Below are 16445 nucleotides of genomic sequence, written 5' to 3' on the forward strand. Positions count from 1 at the left end.
GTCCCCCCACCCACGAACGGGAGCGGGGGACGTGCTGTTTTGAGCGTCCCCCACGCACCGATCCACCGGCGGGGGACATCCGTCACACCAAGCAACGTCCAGGTCACCGCTATCGTGACCATGAACGAGCCGCTCCACCGCAGCAGCGGCACCCTCGCCCGCACCGCCACGCTCTCCGAGGAGCCGCTCACCCATGGCAGAGAACGCCGAGCACCCCGCCTACCCCGTCGGACTGCGCCTCGCCGGCCGCCGCGTCGTCGTCCTCGGCGGCGGCCAGGTGGCCCAGCGCCGCCTCCCGGCGCTGATCGCCGCAGGAGCCGAGATCACCCTGATCTCCCCCTCCGCGACCCCGTCCGTGGACGCGATGGCGGAGACGGGCGAGATCACCTGGATCAAGCGCAGGTACGAGGAGGGCGACCTGGCAGAGGCCTGGTACGCCCTGGTGGCGACGACGGACCCGGCGGCGAACGCGGCAGCTTCGGCCGAGGCCGAGCGCACCAGGACCTGGTGCGTACGAGCGGACGACGCGGAGGCGGCGACGGCCTGGACCCCGGCGACCGGCCGGGACGCGGGCATCACCGTGGCGGTGCTCACGGGCCACGACCCCCGCCGCTCCGCGGCCGTGCGGGACGCGATCGTCGAGGGCCTCCGCGACGGTTCGATCGCCGCGCCCGCGCACCGCGCCCGTACGCCCTTCGTCGCCCTGGTGGGCGGCGGCCCCGGCGACCCGGACCTGATCACCGTCCGCGGCCGCAGGCTGCTCGCGGAGGCGGACGTGGTCATCGCGGACCGGCTCGGCCCCCGGGACCTCCTGGACGAGCTGCCGCCGCACGTCGAGGTGATCGACGCGGCGAAGATCCCGTACGGCCGTTTCATGGCCCAGGAGGCCATCAACAACGCCCTGATCGAGCACGCGAAGCAGGGCAGGTCGGTGGTCCGCCTCAAGGGCGGGGACCCCTTCGTCTTCGGCCGTGGCATGGAGGAGGCCCAGGCCCTGGCGGCCGAGGGCATCGCCTGCACGGTGGTTCCGGGCATCTCCAGCTCGATCTCGGTCCCGGGAGCGGCCGGCATCCCGGTGACGCACCGCGGGGTGGCGCACGAGTTCACGGTGGTCAGCGGCCACGTGGCCCCGGACGACCCGCGCTCGCTGGTCGACTGGGCGTCGCTGGCGAAGCTCACGGGCACGCTCGTGATCCTCATGGGAGTGGACAAGATCGGGAAGATCGCCGAGGCGCTGATCGCCCACGGCAAGAGCCCGGACACCCCCCTGGCCCTGGTCCAGGAGGGCACGACGGCGACGCAGCGCCGGGTGGACGCCACGCTGGCGACGGTCGCGGAGACCGTCAGGGCGGAGGAGGTCCGCCCGCCGGCGGTCATCGTCATCGGCGACGTGGTGACCGAGGGCCCCGACAAGCTGACGAAGAACCACGGAAGCGACACCCCTGCGTAACCAGGGGTAACCAAACCTTCCCGCACATTGGCACCACACCCCGGACAAGGCAGTATCACCTCGTGGCCGAACTCATCACGATCGACGACCCCGACGACCCGCGCCTGCGCGACTACACCGGCCTGACCGACGTCGAGCTGCGCCGCAGGCGCGAGCCGGCCGAGGGCCTGTTCATCGCGGAGGGCGAGAAGGTCATCCGCCGCGCGAAGCAGGCCGGTTACGAGATGCGGTCGATGCTGCTCTCCGCCAAGTGGGTGGACGTCATGCGGGACGTCATCGACGAGGTCCCGGCGCCGGTGTACGCGATCCAGCCGGACCTGGCGGAACGGGTCACCGGCTACCACGTGCACCGTGGCGCCCTCGCGTCCATGCAGCGCAAGCCGCTCCCGGAGGCGAGCGACCTGCTCGCCGGCGCCCGCCGGGTGGTGGTCATGGAGTCGGTGAACGACCACACCAACATCGGCGCCATCTTCCGCAGCGCCGCCGCGCTCGGCATGGACGCGGTCCTGCTGTCCCCGGACTGCGCGGACCCGCTGTACCGCCGCTCGGTGAAGGTGTCGATGGGCGCGGTGTTCTCGGTGCCGTACGCCCGCCTGGACACCTGGCCCCGAGGCCTGGAAGCGGTACGGGAGGCGGGCTTCAAGCTCCTCGCGCTGACCCCGGCGGAGAAGGCGACCTCGATCGACGAGGCCGCCCCGCACCGCCTGGAGCGGGTGGCGCTGATGCTCGGAGCGGAGGGCGACGGCCTGTCCACGCAGGCCCTGCGGGCCGCGGACGAGTGGGTCAGGATCCCGATGGCCCACGGCGTCGACTCGCTCAACGTGGGCGCGGCGGCGGCGGTGGCGTTCTACGCGGTGGCGACGGGCCGCCCGGAAGCCTGACCTCCGACGGGCACCAGGGCCTGTCCGGCGGACCAGGGCCGGACAGGCGTCAGCCCTGAAGGGCCTGGGCGGCGGCGATGCCGAGGGCCACGATCAGCGTCACGACCACGAAGACGAAGAGCCGCTGCCGCAGCAGCCGAGGGTTGGCGGGGCGGCTGCCGGTCGACGTGGACCGGGCTCCGGGCCGGGTCCCGGGCCGGGACTGAGGCCCCCGCGAACCCCCGGTCCGGGGGCCGGCCGACGGCCGGGAGGAGGGCCCACGCCCGGCCGTCCGCTCGGGCCCGCGGCCGGAGGCGTCCCGTTCGGAACCACGCTCCGGCCCACGTCCACCGGGCACATCGCGATCGGTGTACCGCTCGGTGGGCCTGACGGTGTTCCGCTCCTCGGTCCGCTCGCGCTGCACCGGCGGCCGCGAGACGGGAAGCCCCTGGGCCTCGCGCGCCGCGATCTCCTTGAGTCGCATGGACAGCTGCAGGGTGCTGGGCCGGTCTTCCGGGTCCTTGGCGAGGCAGGCCCGGATCAGCGGCGCGAGCGCGTCCGGCACTCCGTGGAGCTGAGGCTCCTCGTGCACGACGCGGTAGAGCATGACCTCGGAACTGCCGTGCCCGAAGGGGGAGTCGGCCATGGCCGCGTACGCCAGGGTGGCACCGAGCGAGAAGACGTCGGTGGCGGGGGTGACGGCGGCCCCGCGCACCTGCTCGGGCGCGAGGAAGCCGGGCGAGCCGACGGCGGTGCCGACATGGGTGAGGGTGCTCGCGCCCGTCGCCCAGGCGATCCCGAAGTCGATGATCCGGGGCCCCTTGGGCGACAGCAGGATGTTCGACGGCTTGAGGTCACGGTGGACGACGCCGGCCTCGTGGACGGCGACGAGGCCCTCCGACAGGGCGGCCCCGATGGAGGCCACGTCGGCGGCGCGCAGCCCGCCCTCCTCGGCGACCCGGTCGTGCAGCGAGGGACCGGGCACGTACTGGGTGGCGAACCAGGGGCGCTCGGCCTCCAGATCGGCCGCGACGAGCCGGGCGGTGCAGCCGCCCCGGATCCGCCGGGCCGCCGACACCTCGCGGGCGAAGCGGGACCGGAACTCCTGGTCCTCGGCGAGGTCGGGCCGGATCACCTTCAGCGCCACCCGCTGGCCGCGCCGGTCGGATCCCAGGTAAACGACGCCCATCCCGCCGGCCCCCAGCCTGCGGTGGAGCCGGAACGACCCGACGATCCGCGGATCCTCGCGCCGGAGCCGCATCATCGCCATGTCCGTCCCCTCGTCCGTTCGACGTGGCACAGCTTACGTAGTGGCGCCCGTACGCGCTCATAGGCCGCGCCCTCGCCGCGGGATCGATTGTCAGTGCTGAGGGGGACGCCGGGGGACCGGCGCCCCCGAGCACGGCCCTCAACCCCCGCCCCCGGCACCCCACTTGACGAGCGGTCCGAGATCCGTCAGGACGCCCGGGAGGACGGCCCGCGAGGCCACCGGACCCACCCGCGACCACGGGACCCGGGGAAGTGAGCGAAGTCACGCCGCCACGCCGAACGTCTGGCCACCCTTCCGGGAAGACCCCGGCTTCCGGGGGTCCGTCTCCACCCAGGGGAGTACGCCGCATGGCGGGGCCTCATCCTCCGGGAGGCCCGGAAGTCGATACGCGGGCATGACGTCCCGGCGCTTCCCGCTCCCTAGTGTTGAGGTCAAGCGGCGGGTGCAGCACTCGTCCCCCGAGGTCACGCACCCGCCGCGTCAGACACGACAGGAGAGGAACCATGGCGTACACGGCACACCGGACGACCACCCGGCCTTCGAGCCGCCGTCACCCCCTGGTGGCCACGGCCATGGTCCTCCCTCTCGCGGCCCTGCTCGTAGTCGTCTTCGGCGGCTGGGAAGCGGTGGTCACACAGGCGTCGTCCGTGGGCGTGATGCTGGGGCGCTGAGCGGCGCCCCGGACCCGGGAGAGCGGCCCGGGTCGGGACATCCGGCCATCAACCCCGTGGGGACGGGGGTGCGGCGGACGGCAGCGTGGGGCCGGTCAGCTGGGGAGCTGACCGGCCCTCGCGCGTTCCCCGGACCGGAACCGGCCGCCGACGGCACCCGAAGCACCCCGTACGCTCCGGGAGTGGACTCAGCACCCCGGAAGCCCCCCACCCCGAGCGCACCCCCGCTCCACCCCCTGGCCGCCCTGGCGCACACGGCGGCTCACCCGGCGCCGGAGGACGATCCCTGCCGCTGCGCGAGCGGCCTGGTCGGGGTGCTGGCCGACCGGGACGACGGGACCGTCGTACGGCACGGGGACCTGGTCGCGAAGGCGCACGCGCCCGGGACGGACCCCGAGGCCCATCGCGTACGGCTGGCGCTGGCCGCGCACCAGGGCGTCGGCGGCGTCTTCCTGCCGCCGCTCCCGCTGCCGCGGTCCGGCCCCGACGCGCTCGACGGCCGCCCGGTCACGCTCTGGCCGTACGGTCCGCCGGTCGCCCCGGAGGACCCCGACGCCGCACCGTGGGAGGAGGCGGCGCGGCTCCTCGCCCTGCTGCACCGCACCCCGCCCCCGCCCGCCCTGGCCGAGCGCCTCCCGGAGATGCGGGCCCCCGCCAAGGCGGCGCTGGCCGTGGACCGGATGCGCCGCACGGCCCCGGACCACCCGGCGGCCGCCACCGTCCTGGACGCCTGGCGAACGGTCCCGGAGGCCCCCGCGGCGTACCGGCTCCTCTGCCACGGCGACTTCCACCTCGGTCAGCTGGTCCGCGACACCCGCCCGGGACCCCGGGGGCCCTGGCGGCTGATAGACATCGACGACCTGGGGCTCGGCGACCCCGCCTGGGATCTGGCCCGGCCCGCCGCGTGGTTCGCCGCCGGGATCCTGCCGCCGGAGATCTGGTCCCGCTTCCTCGGCGCGTACCAGGAGGCGGGCGGCCCCGCCGTGGGCGCCGATCCATGGGACCGGCTCGACGTGCCCGCACGGGCGCTGACGGTCCAGACCGCGGCGCTCGCGCTCGCCAAGGCCACGGCCGAGCGCCGGCCCCTCGACGAGGTCGAGGAAGTGATGATCGACACCTGTGCCCGCATCGCCGGACGTCGAACCGGGTAGGCCCTTTCGGCGTCCACGTAAGGTGAAGCCACCATTCGAACGGCGATGTCAGGGAGTTGAGCCGAGCATGCAGTGTCCCAAGTGCCATGCGGCCATGCACACGTACAACCGCAACGGCGTCCAGATCGAGCAGTGCAGCGGTTGCCGGGGCATATTCCTGGACTACGGCGAGCTGGAGGCCCTGACCCGCCTGGAGTCCCAGTGGGTCCAGCAGGCCCCGCCCGCCCCGCCGGCCTACCCGGCGCAGCCCGCCCCCGCCGCGCCCGCCTGGGGCGCCCCGCACCACGGCGGCCACCACGGTGGTCACCACGGCGGCCACTACCGCCAGGGCGGCTTCGGGCGGATGCTCTTCTCCTCCTGACCGAACGGGACCGGCACCCGCCGGTCCCGACCGGCCCCGTTCCGGGCACGAGGAAGCCCCCGGCCGCGAGCTGCGACCGGGGGCTTCCCGATGGTGCGCGATACTGGGATTGAACCAGTGACCTCTTCCGTGTCAGGGAAGCGCTCTCCCGCTGAGCTAATCGCGCGGGTACACCCGAAGGTGCTCGTACTGCGTGCGCGATACTGGGATTGAACCAGTGACCTCTTCCGTGTCAGGGAAGCGCTCTCCCGCTGAGCTAATCGCGCGGGCGCACCCGAGGGGTGCGTGAACTGTGGTGCGCGATACTGGGATTGAACCAGTGACCTCTTCCGTGTCAGGGAAGCGCTCTCCCGCTGAGCTAATCGCGCGGGGGATCCGAAGACCCGAGATCCGAAGATCCAGTGGACGATACTGGGATTGAACCAGTGACCTCTTCCGTGTCAGGGAAGCGCTCTCCCGCTGAGCTAATCGTCCTTGGAGGTGGAGACGGGATTTGAACCCGTGTAGACGGCTTTGCAGGCCGTTGCCTCGCCTCTCGGCCACTCCACCAGGAGTGAATACGGGGGTTCGGGAAGATCCCCCACATCGAGCGGACGACGAGATTCGAACTCGCGACCCTCACCTTGGCAAGGTGATGCTCTACCAACTGAGCCACGTCCGCTTGTCGTTTCCGTTCCGCTTGCGCGTCCCGGCGACGTGTTGAACTCTAGCGGATTCCTGGGCCAGTACAAAAACGCGTTTCCGCAGCGTGCTGACCTGCGGGCCCTTCACGGTGCCCGGCCGGGCCTCCCGGAGGGTTCGCGTGGCGTTCACTCGCCGTGTCCCCGGGGTGGCACGGAGCCCCCACCCCACGCGCCCCCCGCCCCTTCCGCCCACGACCCCGTACCGCCGCCCGGCCCGTCCTAGACTCGATGCGTGCACGACCTTGCTCCCCTGGCCCGCTTCGGCGGCCTCGTCGCGACCGACCTCCGGGACGTCACCCACGACCCCGAGGCGCTGGACTCCGCAGGCTTCTGGGCCGTCTGCGCGGACTTCGAAGGGCGCCTCACCTGCGCGCGCTTCGGGGACGTCCGGCCCGATCCGGTCCCCGCGCCCGTCCCGGGCGCCTGGCGCGGTCCCGCCGCCGGTGACTGGACGTCCTCGCTCGACCGCGCCGCGTACACCGCGGGCGTACGGCGCGTGCGCGAGCACATCGCGCGCGGCGAGGTCTACCAGGCGAACCTCTGCCGGGTGCTGACCGCGCCGCTGCCGGACCCGGCCGCCGCCGACGTCGACGCCCTCACCGCCCTCCTGGCCCGGGGCAACCCCGCTCCGTACGCCGGAACGATCCGCCTGCCCGCCCACGGCGTGGAGATCGCCACCGCGTCCCCCGAGCTCTATCTGCGCAGGGAAGGGGCCCTGATCTCCTCCGGCCCCATCAAGGGCACCGGCCGCACCGCCGCCGACCTCCTCCCCAAGGACCACGCGGAGAACGTGATGATCGTCGACCTGGTCCGCAACGACCTGGGCCGCGTCAGCGAGACCGGCACCGTCGCCGTCCCCGAGCTCTGCGCCGTCGAGGAGCACCCCGGCCTCGTCCACCTCGTCTCCACCGTCACCGGCCTGCTGCGCGAGGACGCCGGCTGGCCCGAGCTGCTCGCCGCCACCTTCCCGCCCGGCTCCGTCACCGGCGCGCCCAAGTCCAGCGCGCTGCGGATCATCGAGGCCCTGGAGACCGCGCCCCGCGGTCCGTACTGCGGAGGGATCGGCTGGGTCGACGCCGACGCGGGCACCGGTGAGCTGGCCGTCGGCATACGCACCTTCTGGATCGACCGCCCCGAGGGCGTGCTCCGCTTCGGCACGGGCGCCGGGATCACCTGGGGTTCCGACCCGGAGCGGGAGTGGGCCGAGACCGAGCTGAAGGCGGACCGGCTCGTCGCGATAGCGTCGGGCGCCTACGAGGCATCGGGCGGCCACGAGTCGGACGCCCGTGAGGCGAGCGGAAGGGCCATTTCTCGATGAAACTCTGGGTCAACGGCGGGCTGCACGACGCGGAGACCGCCCGGGTCTCCGTACTGGACCACGGACTGACCGTCGGCGACGGCATCTTCGAGACGGTCAAGGCGGAGCGCGGCGAAACGTTTGCTCTCACCCTTCACCTGGAGCGCCTCACCCGCTCCGCCCGCGGCCTCGGCCTGCCCGACCCGGACCTCGACGAGGTCCGCCGGGCCTGCGCCGCCGTCCTGGAGGCCAACCCGATGGAGCTCGGCCGGCTCCGCATCACCTACACCGGCGGACTCTCCCCGCTCGGCTCGGAGCGCGGCGACGCCGGGACGAGCCTGGTCGTCGCCCTCGGCGAGACGAGCCGCCGCCCCGACTCCACCGCCGTGATCACCGTCCCCTGGACGCGCAACGAGCGGGGTGCCCTCACCGGGCTCAAGACCACCTCGTACGCCGAGAACGTCGTCGCCCTCGCCAGGGCGCGCGAGCAGGGGGCCTCCGAGGCGCTCTTCGCCAACACCGTGGGACAGCTCTGCGAGGGCACCGGCTCCAACGTCTTCGTCGTCCTCGACGGCCGGATCCTCACCCCGCCCGTCTCCTCCGGCTGCCTCGCGGGCATCACCCGGGCCCTGGCCGTGGAGTGGACCGGCGCCGAGGAGACCGATCTGCCCCTGGACGTCCTGGAGTCCGCCGACGAGATCTTCCTGACCTCGACTCTCCGCGACGTCCAGGCCGTGCACCGGGTCGACGGCCGTGAGCTCACGGGCGCGCCCGGTCCCGTCACCGCCAAGGCGATGCGGATCTTCGACGAGCGGGCCGCCGCTGACCGGGACCCGGAGCTCGGGTAAATCCGGATGACGGGTGGTGGCGGGGTGGGTAGAACACCTCTGATGACCACCACCCTGCGGCCGTCCGAGCCGCTTCAGCAGTCCGCCGACGGCGGCCGTTCCCGCAGCTACGACATCTGCGTGAACAGCCGCCGGGTCGGGTCCGTCCACGTCGCCACCGACCAGGCCTTCGGCTCCGCCTCCGGCCTGATCGACCGTCTCCGGGTCGACGAGCCCGACCGTGGCCGTGGCCGGGGCACGGTGGCGGCGCTCGCCGCGGAGGAGGTCCTGCGGAGCTGGGGCTGCGGCGAGGTGCAGATCTCCGTGCCCGCCGACGCCGGGGCGGCCCTGCGGATGGCCCGCTCCCTCGGGTACACCGAGCGCAGCCGGAACATGGTCAAGGAGCTGCCGGCCGAGCCGCCGCGGCTGCCGGAGGGCTTCGCGCACCGGCCGGCGACCGAGCCCGAGTTCGAGGTGTGGTCGGCGAAGTCCCGGGCCGCCTTCGCGCAGAGCTGGATCGACCGGGGCGTCCCCGAGGAGCAGGCGCTCGCCAAGGCCGAGGACGGCCGCCGCCGCTTCCTCCCGCAGGGCCTCGCCACCCCGGGCGTCACCGTGTCCGTCGCCGTGCACGAGGGGCGGGTCGTCGGCTATCTGTGGGTGGGCCGGCTGGAGCGCGAGCCCGGGAAGGCGACCGGCTTCGTCTTCGAGATCGAGGTCGTCGAGGGGCAGCGCGGAAAGGGCTACGGACGGGCCCTCATGCTGCTCGCCGAGCAGATCGCCCTGGAAGCCGGGGAGCGCCTGCTCGAACTGCATGTGTTCGCGGGCAACACCCCGGCGATCCGGCTCTACGAGTCGCTCGGCTACCGCACGACGCTCTACAACAGCGCGAAGCCCTTGATCTGACGGTTACCGGTCGGCCAGAAGCCGGTCGGCGATCTGCTCGATCCGCTCCCGCAGGCCCTCCTGGCTCTGGCCGCCGTCCAGGCGCTCGCCGCCGATGACGTACGTCGGGGTGCCGGCGACCTTGATCGCCTTGCCCTCGGCCTCGTCGGCGTCGACGGTCAGCAGGTGCCGGCCGTCGATCAGCGCGGTGTCGAACTCCTCGGCGTCCAGGCCCAGTCCGGTCGCCACCTCGAGCAGGACCGGCTCGCCCCGGTCGCCGAGCTCGGCGGTCCTGGCGAGCAGCGCCTCCGCGTACGGCCAGCCCTTGCCCTGCTCGAAGGCCTCCTCGGCGGCCTGCGCGGCGGCGTACGCGTGCTTGTGCTTGGCCAGCGGGAAGTGGCGCAGCTGTACGTCGAGCCGGTCGCCGTACTTCTCACGGAGTGCGCGGACGTCGTCGAGGGCCTGGAAGCAGTCGGGGCACTGGAGGTCGAACCAGGCCTCCAGGACGACGGGGGAGGCGGGTGCGGTGGTGGAGTCGTTCATGCCAGCAGTCTCCCACCAGGGCCTGTCCGCCGGATCAGGGCCCGATCCAGCCCCTGGGGAGGAGATCCCGGCCGGGGCGACCCGGAGATCACCCTGAGACCGGGCTCGGGGCATGGCCCCGGACGGCTCCCGCGGTGCAGGATGGAAGGGACGTATCGCCCGGCACCTGGAGGATCGCATGCTCGCCGAGACCATCTGTTCCGCGGTGTCCGCGGCGGGCCTGGGCATCGCCGCGATTTCGGCGTACCGGAAGAAGTTCCTGTCCGCCGCCCGGATCGCGGCCTACGCCCTGGTGCCGCTCGGCCTGGTGATGACGGGCGCGGTCGAATGGCTCGCCGAGACGGCCTTCAGTCCGGTGGCCTGGGCCGGCTTCGGCGTGCTCGGTGTCGCCTGGCTGCTCTTCCTGTCCACCCGGGCCGTGGAGCGGCGCCGGGCCGGCCGCGAGGTGACCGCCGGGGGAGACGGGACGAGAGCCGTGGCCCCGGCCGCGTCGGCGCCCTCCCGCGCCGTGACGGCGAAGCCCAAGGCCGGCCAGTCCGCGGGTGAGGACTTCAGTGACATCGAGGCGATTCTGAAGAAGCACGGAATCTGATCACTTCTGGCGGTTCCGGTGTCCGTCCCCGTTCCGTGATCCACGGGAAGGGGTGAACGGCCCCCGCGGTGGGGCGTGTTGCGGGATTCGCCGTCCGGGGTGCGTCATCATCCCCCCGAGATGCTGGATACCTCGCGGGAGCCCGTGCCCGCCGCCACCGACGCCCCTGCCGAAGAGCCGCGCGGCTGCCTGTTCGCGCTCTCCCAGCCGCCGCTGATGATCTTCCTCGGGGTGATCGGCTGTCTGCTGCTGATGGCGGCCGTGCACGATCTCTTCGTGCTGTGACCGGGCGGGGTCAGCCCGCGGCTTCCTTGCGGCGCGCCCGGTACGCGGCCACGTGCAGTCGGTTGCCACAGGTGCGGCTGTCGCAGTAGCGGCGCGAGCGGTTGCGCGAGAGGTCCACGAAGGCCCGGCCACAGTCCGGCGCCTCGCAGCGCCGCAGCCGCTCCTGCTCGCCGGCCACGACGATGAACGCGAGGGCCATGCCGCAGTCCGCCGCGAGGTGGTCCGCCACCGAGGCGCCGGGCGCGAAGTAGTGCACGTGCCAGTCGTAGCCGTCGTGGTCCGTGAGCTGCGGGGTGGTGCCCGCACCCGCCACCAGCTGGTTGATCAGGGGGGCAGCGATCCGGGCCTCGGGCGCGGAGAAGACCGCCGCGAACTTCTCGCGCACCTCGCGCACCGCGCGCAGGTCCTCGGGCCCGAGCTCGCCCACGCCGCTGACCTTGTGCGCGTCCAGGAAGGCATGGAGCTCCCGGACGTCCGCGAGCTCGTCGGCGCGCTCGCCCTGCGGCGCGGTGTTCATCAGATCGACAACGGTGTCGAGGGCGATCCGGGTGTCGTGGGGGATCAGCACGATTCGCTCCCTGGCCGGTCCGCGGGCGGGTGCCCGCGGAATGGCGCTGACTTTAGCGCGCCCCGGAAAACGACACCGGCGCCCACCACCGCGCCGGCTGCGCGGTGGGAGCGCCGGATCTCGTGCCTATGTGGCTGCCCGCGCGGCGCCGTCTCCCCGAGTCGGACGGCGCCGTGCGGCTCTCGGCCTGGCTCAGCTGTCGGCCAGGATGTGGGAGAGCTCCGTATCGAGATCGAAGTGCCGGTGCTCGGTGCCCGGTGGCACGGCGGCGTCGGTCCTCTTCAGGAACGACTCCAGGGCCCTCGCCGGGGCCTCGAGCAGGGCTTCTCCCTCGGGGGAGCTCAACGCGATGCAGACGACTCCCTGACCGTGGCTACGGGACGGCCAGACGCGGACGTCGCCCGTGCCGGTGGGCCGGTGCAGCCCCTCGGCGAGAAGGTCGCGGGCGAAGACCCACTCGACCGTCTCCTCGGCTCCGGTGTGGAAGGTGGCGTGCACGGCATACGGATCGGCCGTGTCATACCGCAGGCCCGCGGGTACAGGCAGTGAGGACTCGCTCGACACAACGAGGCGCAGGTGCAGCTCGCAGCTGACCGTGGTGTTCATAAGCGCCAGGGCCTTTCGCTCAGTGTGCGCTCGGGGATTCGCACGTCGGCGAAATCGACATGCCACCTCCGGTGCCGTTGTAAACCCCTCTGTCGGTTTTGTGATCGTTCAGGTAGCTCGTATGGGCGTGTGTGACCTGCGGTAATACCGCCATTCCGGTGGGGGGTCCCCGTCCGGTAGGTTGGGGAGTATGAATGCGGAGAGTGACGAGCGCACCGGGGAGTCCGCAGACGGCCAGGAAGCCGAACTGGGATCCCGCGCACCGGAGTTCATCAAGTCCCGACGAGGCCTGCATCTGAGCTGGCAGGTCGGCGTCTTCATCGTGGGACTCGCCGTGGTCGGCGCCGGAGTGGTGATGCTGCCGCTCCCCGGGCCCGGCTGGCTGGTCATCTTCGGAGGCATGGCGATCTGGGCGACCGAGTTCGTCTGGGCCCAGCTCGTCCTCCGCTGGACCAAGCGCAAGGTCACGGAGGCCGCCCAGCGAGCCCTGGACCCCAAGGTCCGCCGCCGGAACATCATCCTCACCACCATCGGTCTGGTGATCATCGCGGCACTGCTCGCCGTCTACCTCTGGAAGTTCGGCTTCGTCATGCCGTGGAAGATCGACGAGTGACCTTCCGATGGTTCGGGAGCCCCGCTGACATGGGGTAATGTTTGCGGTGCGCCCGGGCGATTAGCTCAGTGGGAGAGCACTTCGTTCACACCGAAGGGGTCACTGGTTCGAACCCAGTATCGCCCACCACCCGGATCGAAGGCCCGGAGACGGAACACCGTCTCCGGGCCTTCGGCGTCTCACCGCATCCGCGCGAGCCGCTCCCGCAGCCGCCGGGCGTCCCGCAGCCGCTGCTCGTACGTGGCGCCCACCCCGAGCAGCAGCAGCCCCGCCAGGGCCGGCGGCAGCCAGCGCGGCAGCGCGCCCACCACCTGCACCACGTACGGCGCCAGCTCGTGCAGCCCGTCCAGGGCGAGCACCGCGCCGCCGAGGATCAGGAGGGCCTGGAGCCGGAACCGGGCACCGAGCAGCGTCATCCCGAGCGCCGCGACGCCCAGGGCCAGCGGGCGGGCCCACTCCTGGTCCGTCCAGGCCGCGAACAGGCTCGGCACCAGCGTCACCGCGAGACCGGGGCCGTACGCCGTCCAGGACGAGGCCTCCGGGTCCCGGCGCCGCCGCAGGAACCCGACGGCCAGCGCGGGCACCGTCACCGGGAGCGTGTACGCCTCCGGGGTCGTCACGTCCCAGACCGCGAGCCGCACCCACGTGGCGAGCAGGAACAGCGCCGCCGCCGTCCACGAGGCGAACCGCCGCCGCTCCGGCCGTACGGCCGTCGCCGCCGCGACCACCCCGCCCAGGGCCAGTGCGAGCGCCAGGAACGCGGGCCGGGACGCGGCGATCCCGAGGGCGAGCAGCCCCACGGCGCCGCCCGTGATCTCGACCGCCAGGGCCACCGGACGCGGCGCCCGGAAGCCGACGGCGGCCGTCGCCGCGGGCATGAGCAGCAGGGTGAGCGCCGTCCAGTGGTCCTCGAAGCCACCGGCGGCGGCGACGGCGAACACGAGCCCCGTCGCCGCGACCACCGCCCCGGAGGCGGAGACGACCCGACGCGCGCCGGCGCCGAGCACCGCGACCCCCACGAAGAGGGCGAGGACCGCGCCGAGCGCCCCGAAGGTGGCGCCCCGGACGTCCAGGCCCAGAGCCACCGCGCCGACGGCGGAGGCGAGCCCACCGGCGTACGCGACCCACCCGAGCACGCTCCCGGGCGCGGGGGGCTGCCGTCGCGGCAGGGAGGGCGCCCACCCGGGCCAGGGGGCCGCAGGCGCGGCGGCAGGGGCCGCGGCTCCGGAAGGCAGAGGCCCGGCTGCGGCCTCCGGCGCGCCCTGGCCTGCGCCCTGACCGGCGCCCTGACCGGCGCCCTGGCCTGCGGCCTGACCGGCCCCCTGGCCGGTGGCCGGGCCTGCGGCCTGCCCGGCGCCCTGACCGGCCCCCTGGCCGGTGGCCGGGCCTGCGGCCTGACCGGCGCCCTGACCGGCCCCCTGGCTGGTGGCCGGGCCTGCGGCCGTCGGTGTGGCCTCGGTGTCCTGCGTGCCCGGGCCGGGCGCGGCGGGGTGTCCGGCCTTCGGTCCCGCCGGAGCGGCGGGCGCGCGCAGGCCGAGGGTCAGCGGGCCCGGGCGGACCGCGATCCACAGGGCCGCCGCCGTCGTGAGGAGCTGGAGGGTGAGCGTCGCCGCGTACGGCAGGTCGAAGGAGACCGGCAGGGCCGTGAGCAGGGCCCAGGCCAGGGCGAGGGCCCCGCAGCGGGCCCAGAGGCGGGGGACGACCGCGAGAGCGGCGGCGGCGACCGCCAGGACGAGGACGGCCGTCGCCGGGTACGAGGTCAGGGCCCGCGAGGCGTGCTCGCCCGACCAGACGTCCGTCGTCCGGGCCAGCGGCCCGAGGAGCCCCACCACCGCGGGCGGCAGCGCCCAGACGACCCCGAGCGCCGCGACACCGGCGCCCGCACCGGCGAGCCCGAGCCGGATCCCGTACGGCAGGCGTCCGCCGGCCACGGCGATGCCGCCCCCGGAGCCCGCCGGGCCGGATTCCGCGTCGGCGGAGCCCACCGGACCGGACTCGCCGGCCGAGACGCCCGCGCCGGACTCCGCCCCGACCGAGGCGCCCGCGCCGGGCTTCCTGTCGGTCGGCGGCGTCGGGCCCGATTCCGTGCCGGCCGCGTCCGCCGGACCGGACTCCGCGCCCGCCCCGGTCGGCTTCCTCTCGCCCAGGCGCCAGACCGATGCCAGGGCCAGGGCGCAGAGCACGTAACCCGGTACCGCCCAGTCGGCCGGGAGGGCCGTGCGGAGGAGGCCGCCGGTTGCCGCCAGGAGCGACAGGCCCGCGATCGCCGACGTCGCCGTCGCGAAGGACGGGGCGCGCCATGCCACGTACAGGCACACCACCGCGCCCGCCAGGAGCAGGGGCGCGCCCGACCACGGGGTGACCAGGGACAGCCAGCCGCCCGTGAGGAGGGCCCAGCCGCCCAGGCCGGCCGCGGCCGTGCCCGCGGTGATCCGGATCGCCGCCGGGCGGGTCCACAGGACGACCGCCGCGTCCACGGTCGCCGTGAGGAGCGCCGCCCAGGCGAAGGCCGTCGACCCGCCGCCGGCCGCGAGGACAGCGAGGGGCAGCGGCAGTTGCGCGGCGACCACCGCCACCGGCAGGGGGTGCCGCAGCCGGGGCAGGGCCGAGCCGTACGCCGTCCACGCGCCCGCCAGGACCGCCGACGCCACCGCCGTGTAGCCGAGGCCGCCCGTCTCCGGCAGCGCCACCCGGTGCAGCGCGTACGCGTCGAGCACCGTCAGGACCAGGCCCAGCGCCGCCACCGACTCGGCCGTCGACACCAGGCCCTTGCGCAGCAGCGTCACCGGCGCCGCGAGCGCCGCACCGGTCACCACGGCCAGGACCGTCGCGCGGGCGCCGATCCCCATCGAGCCCCAGCTCACCAGCGTGAAGGCGACCGCGGCGATCGTGAGCAGCGTGCCGCCGAGCGTGAGGAGCACGTTCTGCGCGCTCCGCGGCGTCGAGTCCCCGACCGGCCACGGCGGCGGCGCCGGGGCCGCCGCCGTGACCGGCGGGTACAGCACCTGGATCAGCCAGGCGCGGCGGGCCAGCAACCGGGAGCGGCGGGCGTCGAGTTGCGCCAGCTCGCGGTCGACGAGCACCAGCTCGTCCGCGGGTGGCAGGGAGTTGTCCATGTCCGGAGTGTGGCCCCGGCCACAGCCGCCGGGAATGCGTCCCGGTACTCAGATTTCCGCGATTCCCGCCTGAGTACGTCCACACTGGGGGCATGGACTGGTGCCGGTACCGCTTCCGCTGTGTCTGGCGGCTCGCCGCCCCGCCCGAGGCCGTCTACGCGGTCCTCGAACGCGCCGAGGAGTACCCCCGCTGGTGGCCCCAGGTCCGCGAGGTCGTCCCGGTCGACGAGGCCACCGGCACCGCACGCTTCCGCTCCCTCCTCCCGTACGAGCTCGCCGTCACCGCCCGGGCCCTGCGCCGCGACCCGGCCGAGGGCGTCCTGGAGGTCGGCCTCGGCGGGGACCTGGAGGGCTGGGCCCGCTGGACCCTCACCCCGGAGGGCAGCGGCACGCACGCCCTGTACGAGCAGGAGGTCGAGGTCCGGGCCCGGCTGCTGCGGGTGTTCGCCGTCCCCGGACGGCCCGTCTTCCGCGCCAACCACGCCCTGATGATGCGCGGCGGCCGGCGCGGACTCGCGGCCCACCTGCGCGCGGTTTGAACCAGGGGCGCGAAGACCTGTATGGTTCAACCCGTTCCCGGGCGATTAGCTCAGCGGGAGAGCACTTCGTTCACACCGAAGGGGTCACTGGTTCGATCCCAGTATCGCCCACCACCCGGATCGAAGGCCCG

17 protein-coding genes and 8 tRNA genes are annotated in these 16445 nt (G+C 73.9%); 14 read left to right on the top strand and 11 right to left on the bottom strand.

Going from position 1 to position 16445, the window contains the following annotated elements; translation table 11 throughout:
- Positions 1-193: 193 nt before the first annotated feature.
- Both cobA and ACWGN5_RS26260 read left to right on the top strand, forming a co-directional pair.
- On the top strand, positions 194-1450 hold the full coding sequence (gene cobA, locus ACWGN5_RS26255; RefSeq protein ID WP_453519425.1) for a uroporphyrinogen-III C-methyltransferase: 1257 nt from the start codon (positions 194-196) through the stop codon (positions 1448-1450).
- A 62-nt stretch (positions 1451-1512) separates the two neighbouring features.
- Positions 1513-2331 (top strand): TrmH family RNA methyltransferase, encoded by an 819-nt coding sequence (locus tag ACWGN5_RS26260; protein WP_453519427.1) that lies wholly within the window; start codon positions 1513-1515, stop codon positions 2329-2331.
- Between the two features lie 49 nt (positions 2332-2380).
- Here ACWGN5_RS26260 and ACWGN5_RS26265 read toward each other — a convergent pair whose 3' ends face one another.
- Positions 2381-3580 carry a protein kinase domain-containing protein gene (locus ACWGN5_RS26265; RefSeq protein WP_453519429.1) on the bottom strand — a complete coding sequence of 400 codons (1200 nt, stop codon included), beginning with the start codon at positions 3578-3580 and terminating at the stop codon, positions 2381-2383.
- Positions 3581-4083: 503 nt separating this feature from the next.
- Between ACWGN5_RS26265 and ACWGN5_RS26270 the strand changes: the two genes are divergently transcribed.
- From ACWGN5_RS26270 to ACWGN5_RS26280, 3 genes are all read left to right on the top strand, one after another.
- The gene (locus ACWGN5_RS26270) at positions 4084-4251 is read left to right on the top strand and encodes a hypothetical protein (protein WP_351188179.1); all 168 of its coding nucleotides are present in this window, start codon (positions 4084-4086) and stop codon (positions 4249-4251) included.
- 182 nt (positions 4252-4433) lie between these two features.
- Positions 4434-5402: an aminoglycoside phosphotransferase family protein gene (locus ACWGN5_RS26275; protein ID WP_453519432.1), complete on the top strand. Its 969-nt coding sequence runs from the start codon at positions 4434-4436 to the stop codon at positions 5400-5402.
- Positions 5403-5469: 67 nt separating this feature from the next.
- Entirely contained in the window at positions 5470-5763 is a 294-nt protein-coding gene (locus ACWGN5_RS26280; RefSeq protein WP_453519434.1) for a TFIIB-type zinc ribbon-containing protein, read from the top strand.
- A 91-nt stretch (positions 5764-5854) separates the two neighbouring features.
- Here the strand turns inward: ACWGN5_RS26280 and ACWGN5_RS26285 are convergent.
- The 6 genes from ACWGN5_RS26285 to ACWGN5_RS26310 all read right to left on the bottom strand — a co-directional run bounded on the left by ACWGN5_RS26285 (position 5855) and on the right by ACWGN5_RS26310 (position 6424).
- Positions 5855-5929: transfer RNA gene (locus ACWGN5_RS26285), tRNA-Val, on the bottom strand.
- Positions 5930-5957: 28 nt separating this feature from the next.
- A tRNA-Val gene (locus ACWGN5_RS26290) sits at positions 5958-6029 on the bottom strand.
- Between the two features lie 27 nt (positions 6030-6056).
- Positions 6057-6131 (bottom strand) — tRNA-Val (locus ACWGN5_RS26295).
- Between the two features lie 34 nt (positions 6132-6165).
- A tRNA-Val gene (locus tag ACWGN5_RS26300) sits at positions 6166-6237 on the bottom strand.
- 1 nt (position 6238) lies between these two features.
- A tRNA-Cys gene (locus tag ACWGN5_RS26305) sits at positions 6239-6312 on the bottom strand.
- 39 nt (positions 6313-6351) lie between these two features.
- Positions 6352-6424 (bottom strand) — tRNA-Gly (locus tag ACWGN5_RS26310).
- Between the two features lie 254 nt (positions 6425-6678).
- Here ACWGN5_RS26310 and ACWGN5_RS26315 point away from each other — a divergent pair.
- Genes ACWGN5_RS26315 through ACWGN5_RS26325 form a run of 3 tightly spaced genes read left to right on the top strand, consistent with a single transcriptional unit; the run spans position 6679 to position 9473 of the window.
- On the top strand, positions 6679-7764 hold the full coding sequence (locus ACWGN5_RS26315; protein WP_453519437.1) for a chorismate-binding protein: 1086 nt from the start codon (positions 6679-6681) through the stop codon (positions 7762-7764).
- Positions 7761-8591, top strand: a complete 831-nt coding sequence (locus ACWGN5_RS26320) for an aminotransferase class IV (RefSeq protein WP_453519439.1) — start codon at positions 7761-7763, stop codon at positions 8589-8591. Before ACWGN5_RS26315 ends, ACWGN5_RS26320 begins: the two co-directional genes overlap by 4 nt.
- 42 nt (positions 8592-8633) lie before the next feature.
- The gene (locus tag ACWGN5_RS26325; protein ID WP_453519441.1) at positions 8634-9473 is read left to right on the top strand and encodes a GNAT family N-acetyltransferase; all 840 of its coding nucleotides are present in this window, start codon (positions 8634-8636) and stop codon (positions 9471-9473) included.
- A gap of 3 nt (positions 9474-9476) precedes the next feature.
- On the opposite strand, the gene ACWGN5_RS26330 is transcribed toward ACWGN5_RS26325, so the two are convergent.
- The gene (locus ACWGN5_RS26330) at positions 9477-9995 is read right to left on the bottom strand and encodes a DsbA family protein (RefSeq protein ID WP_453519443.1); all 519 of its coding nucleotides are present in this window, start codon (positions 9993-9995) and stop codon (positions 9477-9479) included.
- Between the two features lie 178 nt (positions 9996-10173).
- Here ACWGN5_RS26330 and ACWGN5_RS26335 point away from each other — a divergent pair, with 178 nt between their 5' ends.
- Together ACWGN5_RS26335 and ACWGN5_RS26340 are read left to right on the top strand one after the other, a co-directional pair.
- On the top strand, positions 10174-10587 hold the full coding sequence (locus tag ACWGN5_RS26335) for a hypothetical protein (RefSeq protein ID WP_453519444.1): 414 nt from the start codon (positions 10174-10176) through the stop codon (positions 10585-10587).
- Positions 10588-10707: 120 nt separating this feature from the next.
- On the top strand, positions 10708-10872 hold the full coding sequence (locus tag ACWGN5_RS26340) for a hypothetical protein (protein WP_177181792.1): 165 nt from the start codon (positions 10708-10710) through the stop codon (positions 10870-10872).
- Between the two features lie 10 nt (positions 10873-10882).
- Here the strand turns inward: ACWGN5_RS26340 and ACWGN5_RS26345 are convergent, their stop codons facing one another.
- Together ACWGN5_RS26345 and ACWGN5_RS26350 are read right to left on the bottom strand one after the other, a co-directional pair.
- Positions 10883-11440 (bottom strand): CGNR zinc finger domain-containing protein, encoded by a 558-nt coding sequence (locus tag ACWGN5_RS26345; RefSeq protein WP_453519447.1) that lies wholly within the window; start codon positions 11438-11440, stop codon positions 10883-10885.
- Positions 11441-11632: 192 nt separating this feature from the next.
- Positions 11633-12046, bottom strand: coding sequence for an SsgA family sporulation/cell division regulator (locus tag ACWGN5_RS26350; RefSeq protein WP_015032345.1), 414 nt, complete (start codon positions 12044-12046; stop codon positions 11633-11635).
- A gap of 190 nt (positions 12047-12236) precedes the next feature.
- Here ACWGN5_RS26350 and ACWGN5_RS26355 point away from each other — a divergent pair, with 190 nt between their 5' ends.
- Both ACWGN5_RS26355 and ACWGN5_RS26360 read left to right on the top strand, forming a co-directional pair.
- Positions 12237-12659: a TIGR02611 family protein gene (locus ACWGN5_RS26355; RefSeq protein ID WP_453519449.1), complete on the top strand. Its 423-nt coding sequence runs from the start codon at positions 12237-12239 to the stop codon at positions 12657-12659.
- A gap of 54 nt (positions 12660-12713) precedes the next feature.
- Positions 12714-12788 (top strand) — tRNA-Val (locus ACWGN5_RS26360).
- A gap of 50 nt (positions 12789-12838) precedes the next feature.
- Here the strand turns inward: ACWGN5_RS26360 and ACWGN5_RS26365 are convergent.
- Complete coding sequence (locus tag ACWGN5_RS26365) at positions 12839-15775, bottom strand: SCO7613 C-terminal domain-containing membrane protein (RefSeq protein ID WP_453519450.1); 2937 nt, start codon at positions 15773-15775, stop codon at positions 12839-12841.
- Between the two features lie 92 nt (positions 15776-15867).
- Between ACWGN5_RS26365 and ACWGN5_RS26370 the strand changes: the two genes are divergently transcribed.
- Both ACWGN5_RS26370 and ACWGN5_RS26375 read left to right on the top strand, forming a co-directional pair.
- Entirely contained in the window at positions 15868-16314 is a 447-nt protein-coding gene (locus ACWGN5_RS26370) for an SRPBCC family protein (RefSeq protein WP_453519451.1), read from the top strand.
- 39 nt (positions 16315-16353) lie between these two features.
- Positions 16354-16428 (top strand) — tRNA-Val (locus tag ACWGN5_RS26375).
- Positions 16429-16445: the final 17 nt, after the last annotated feature.

The sequence above is a fragment of the Streptomyces sp. NPDC055815 genome (assembly GCF_053616475.1).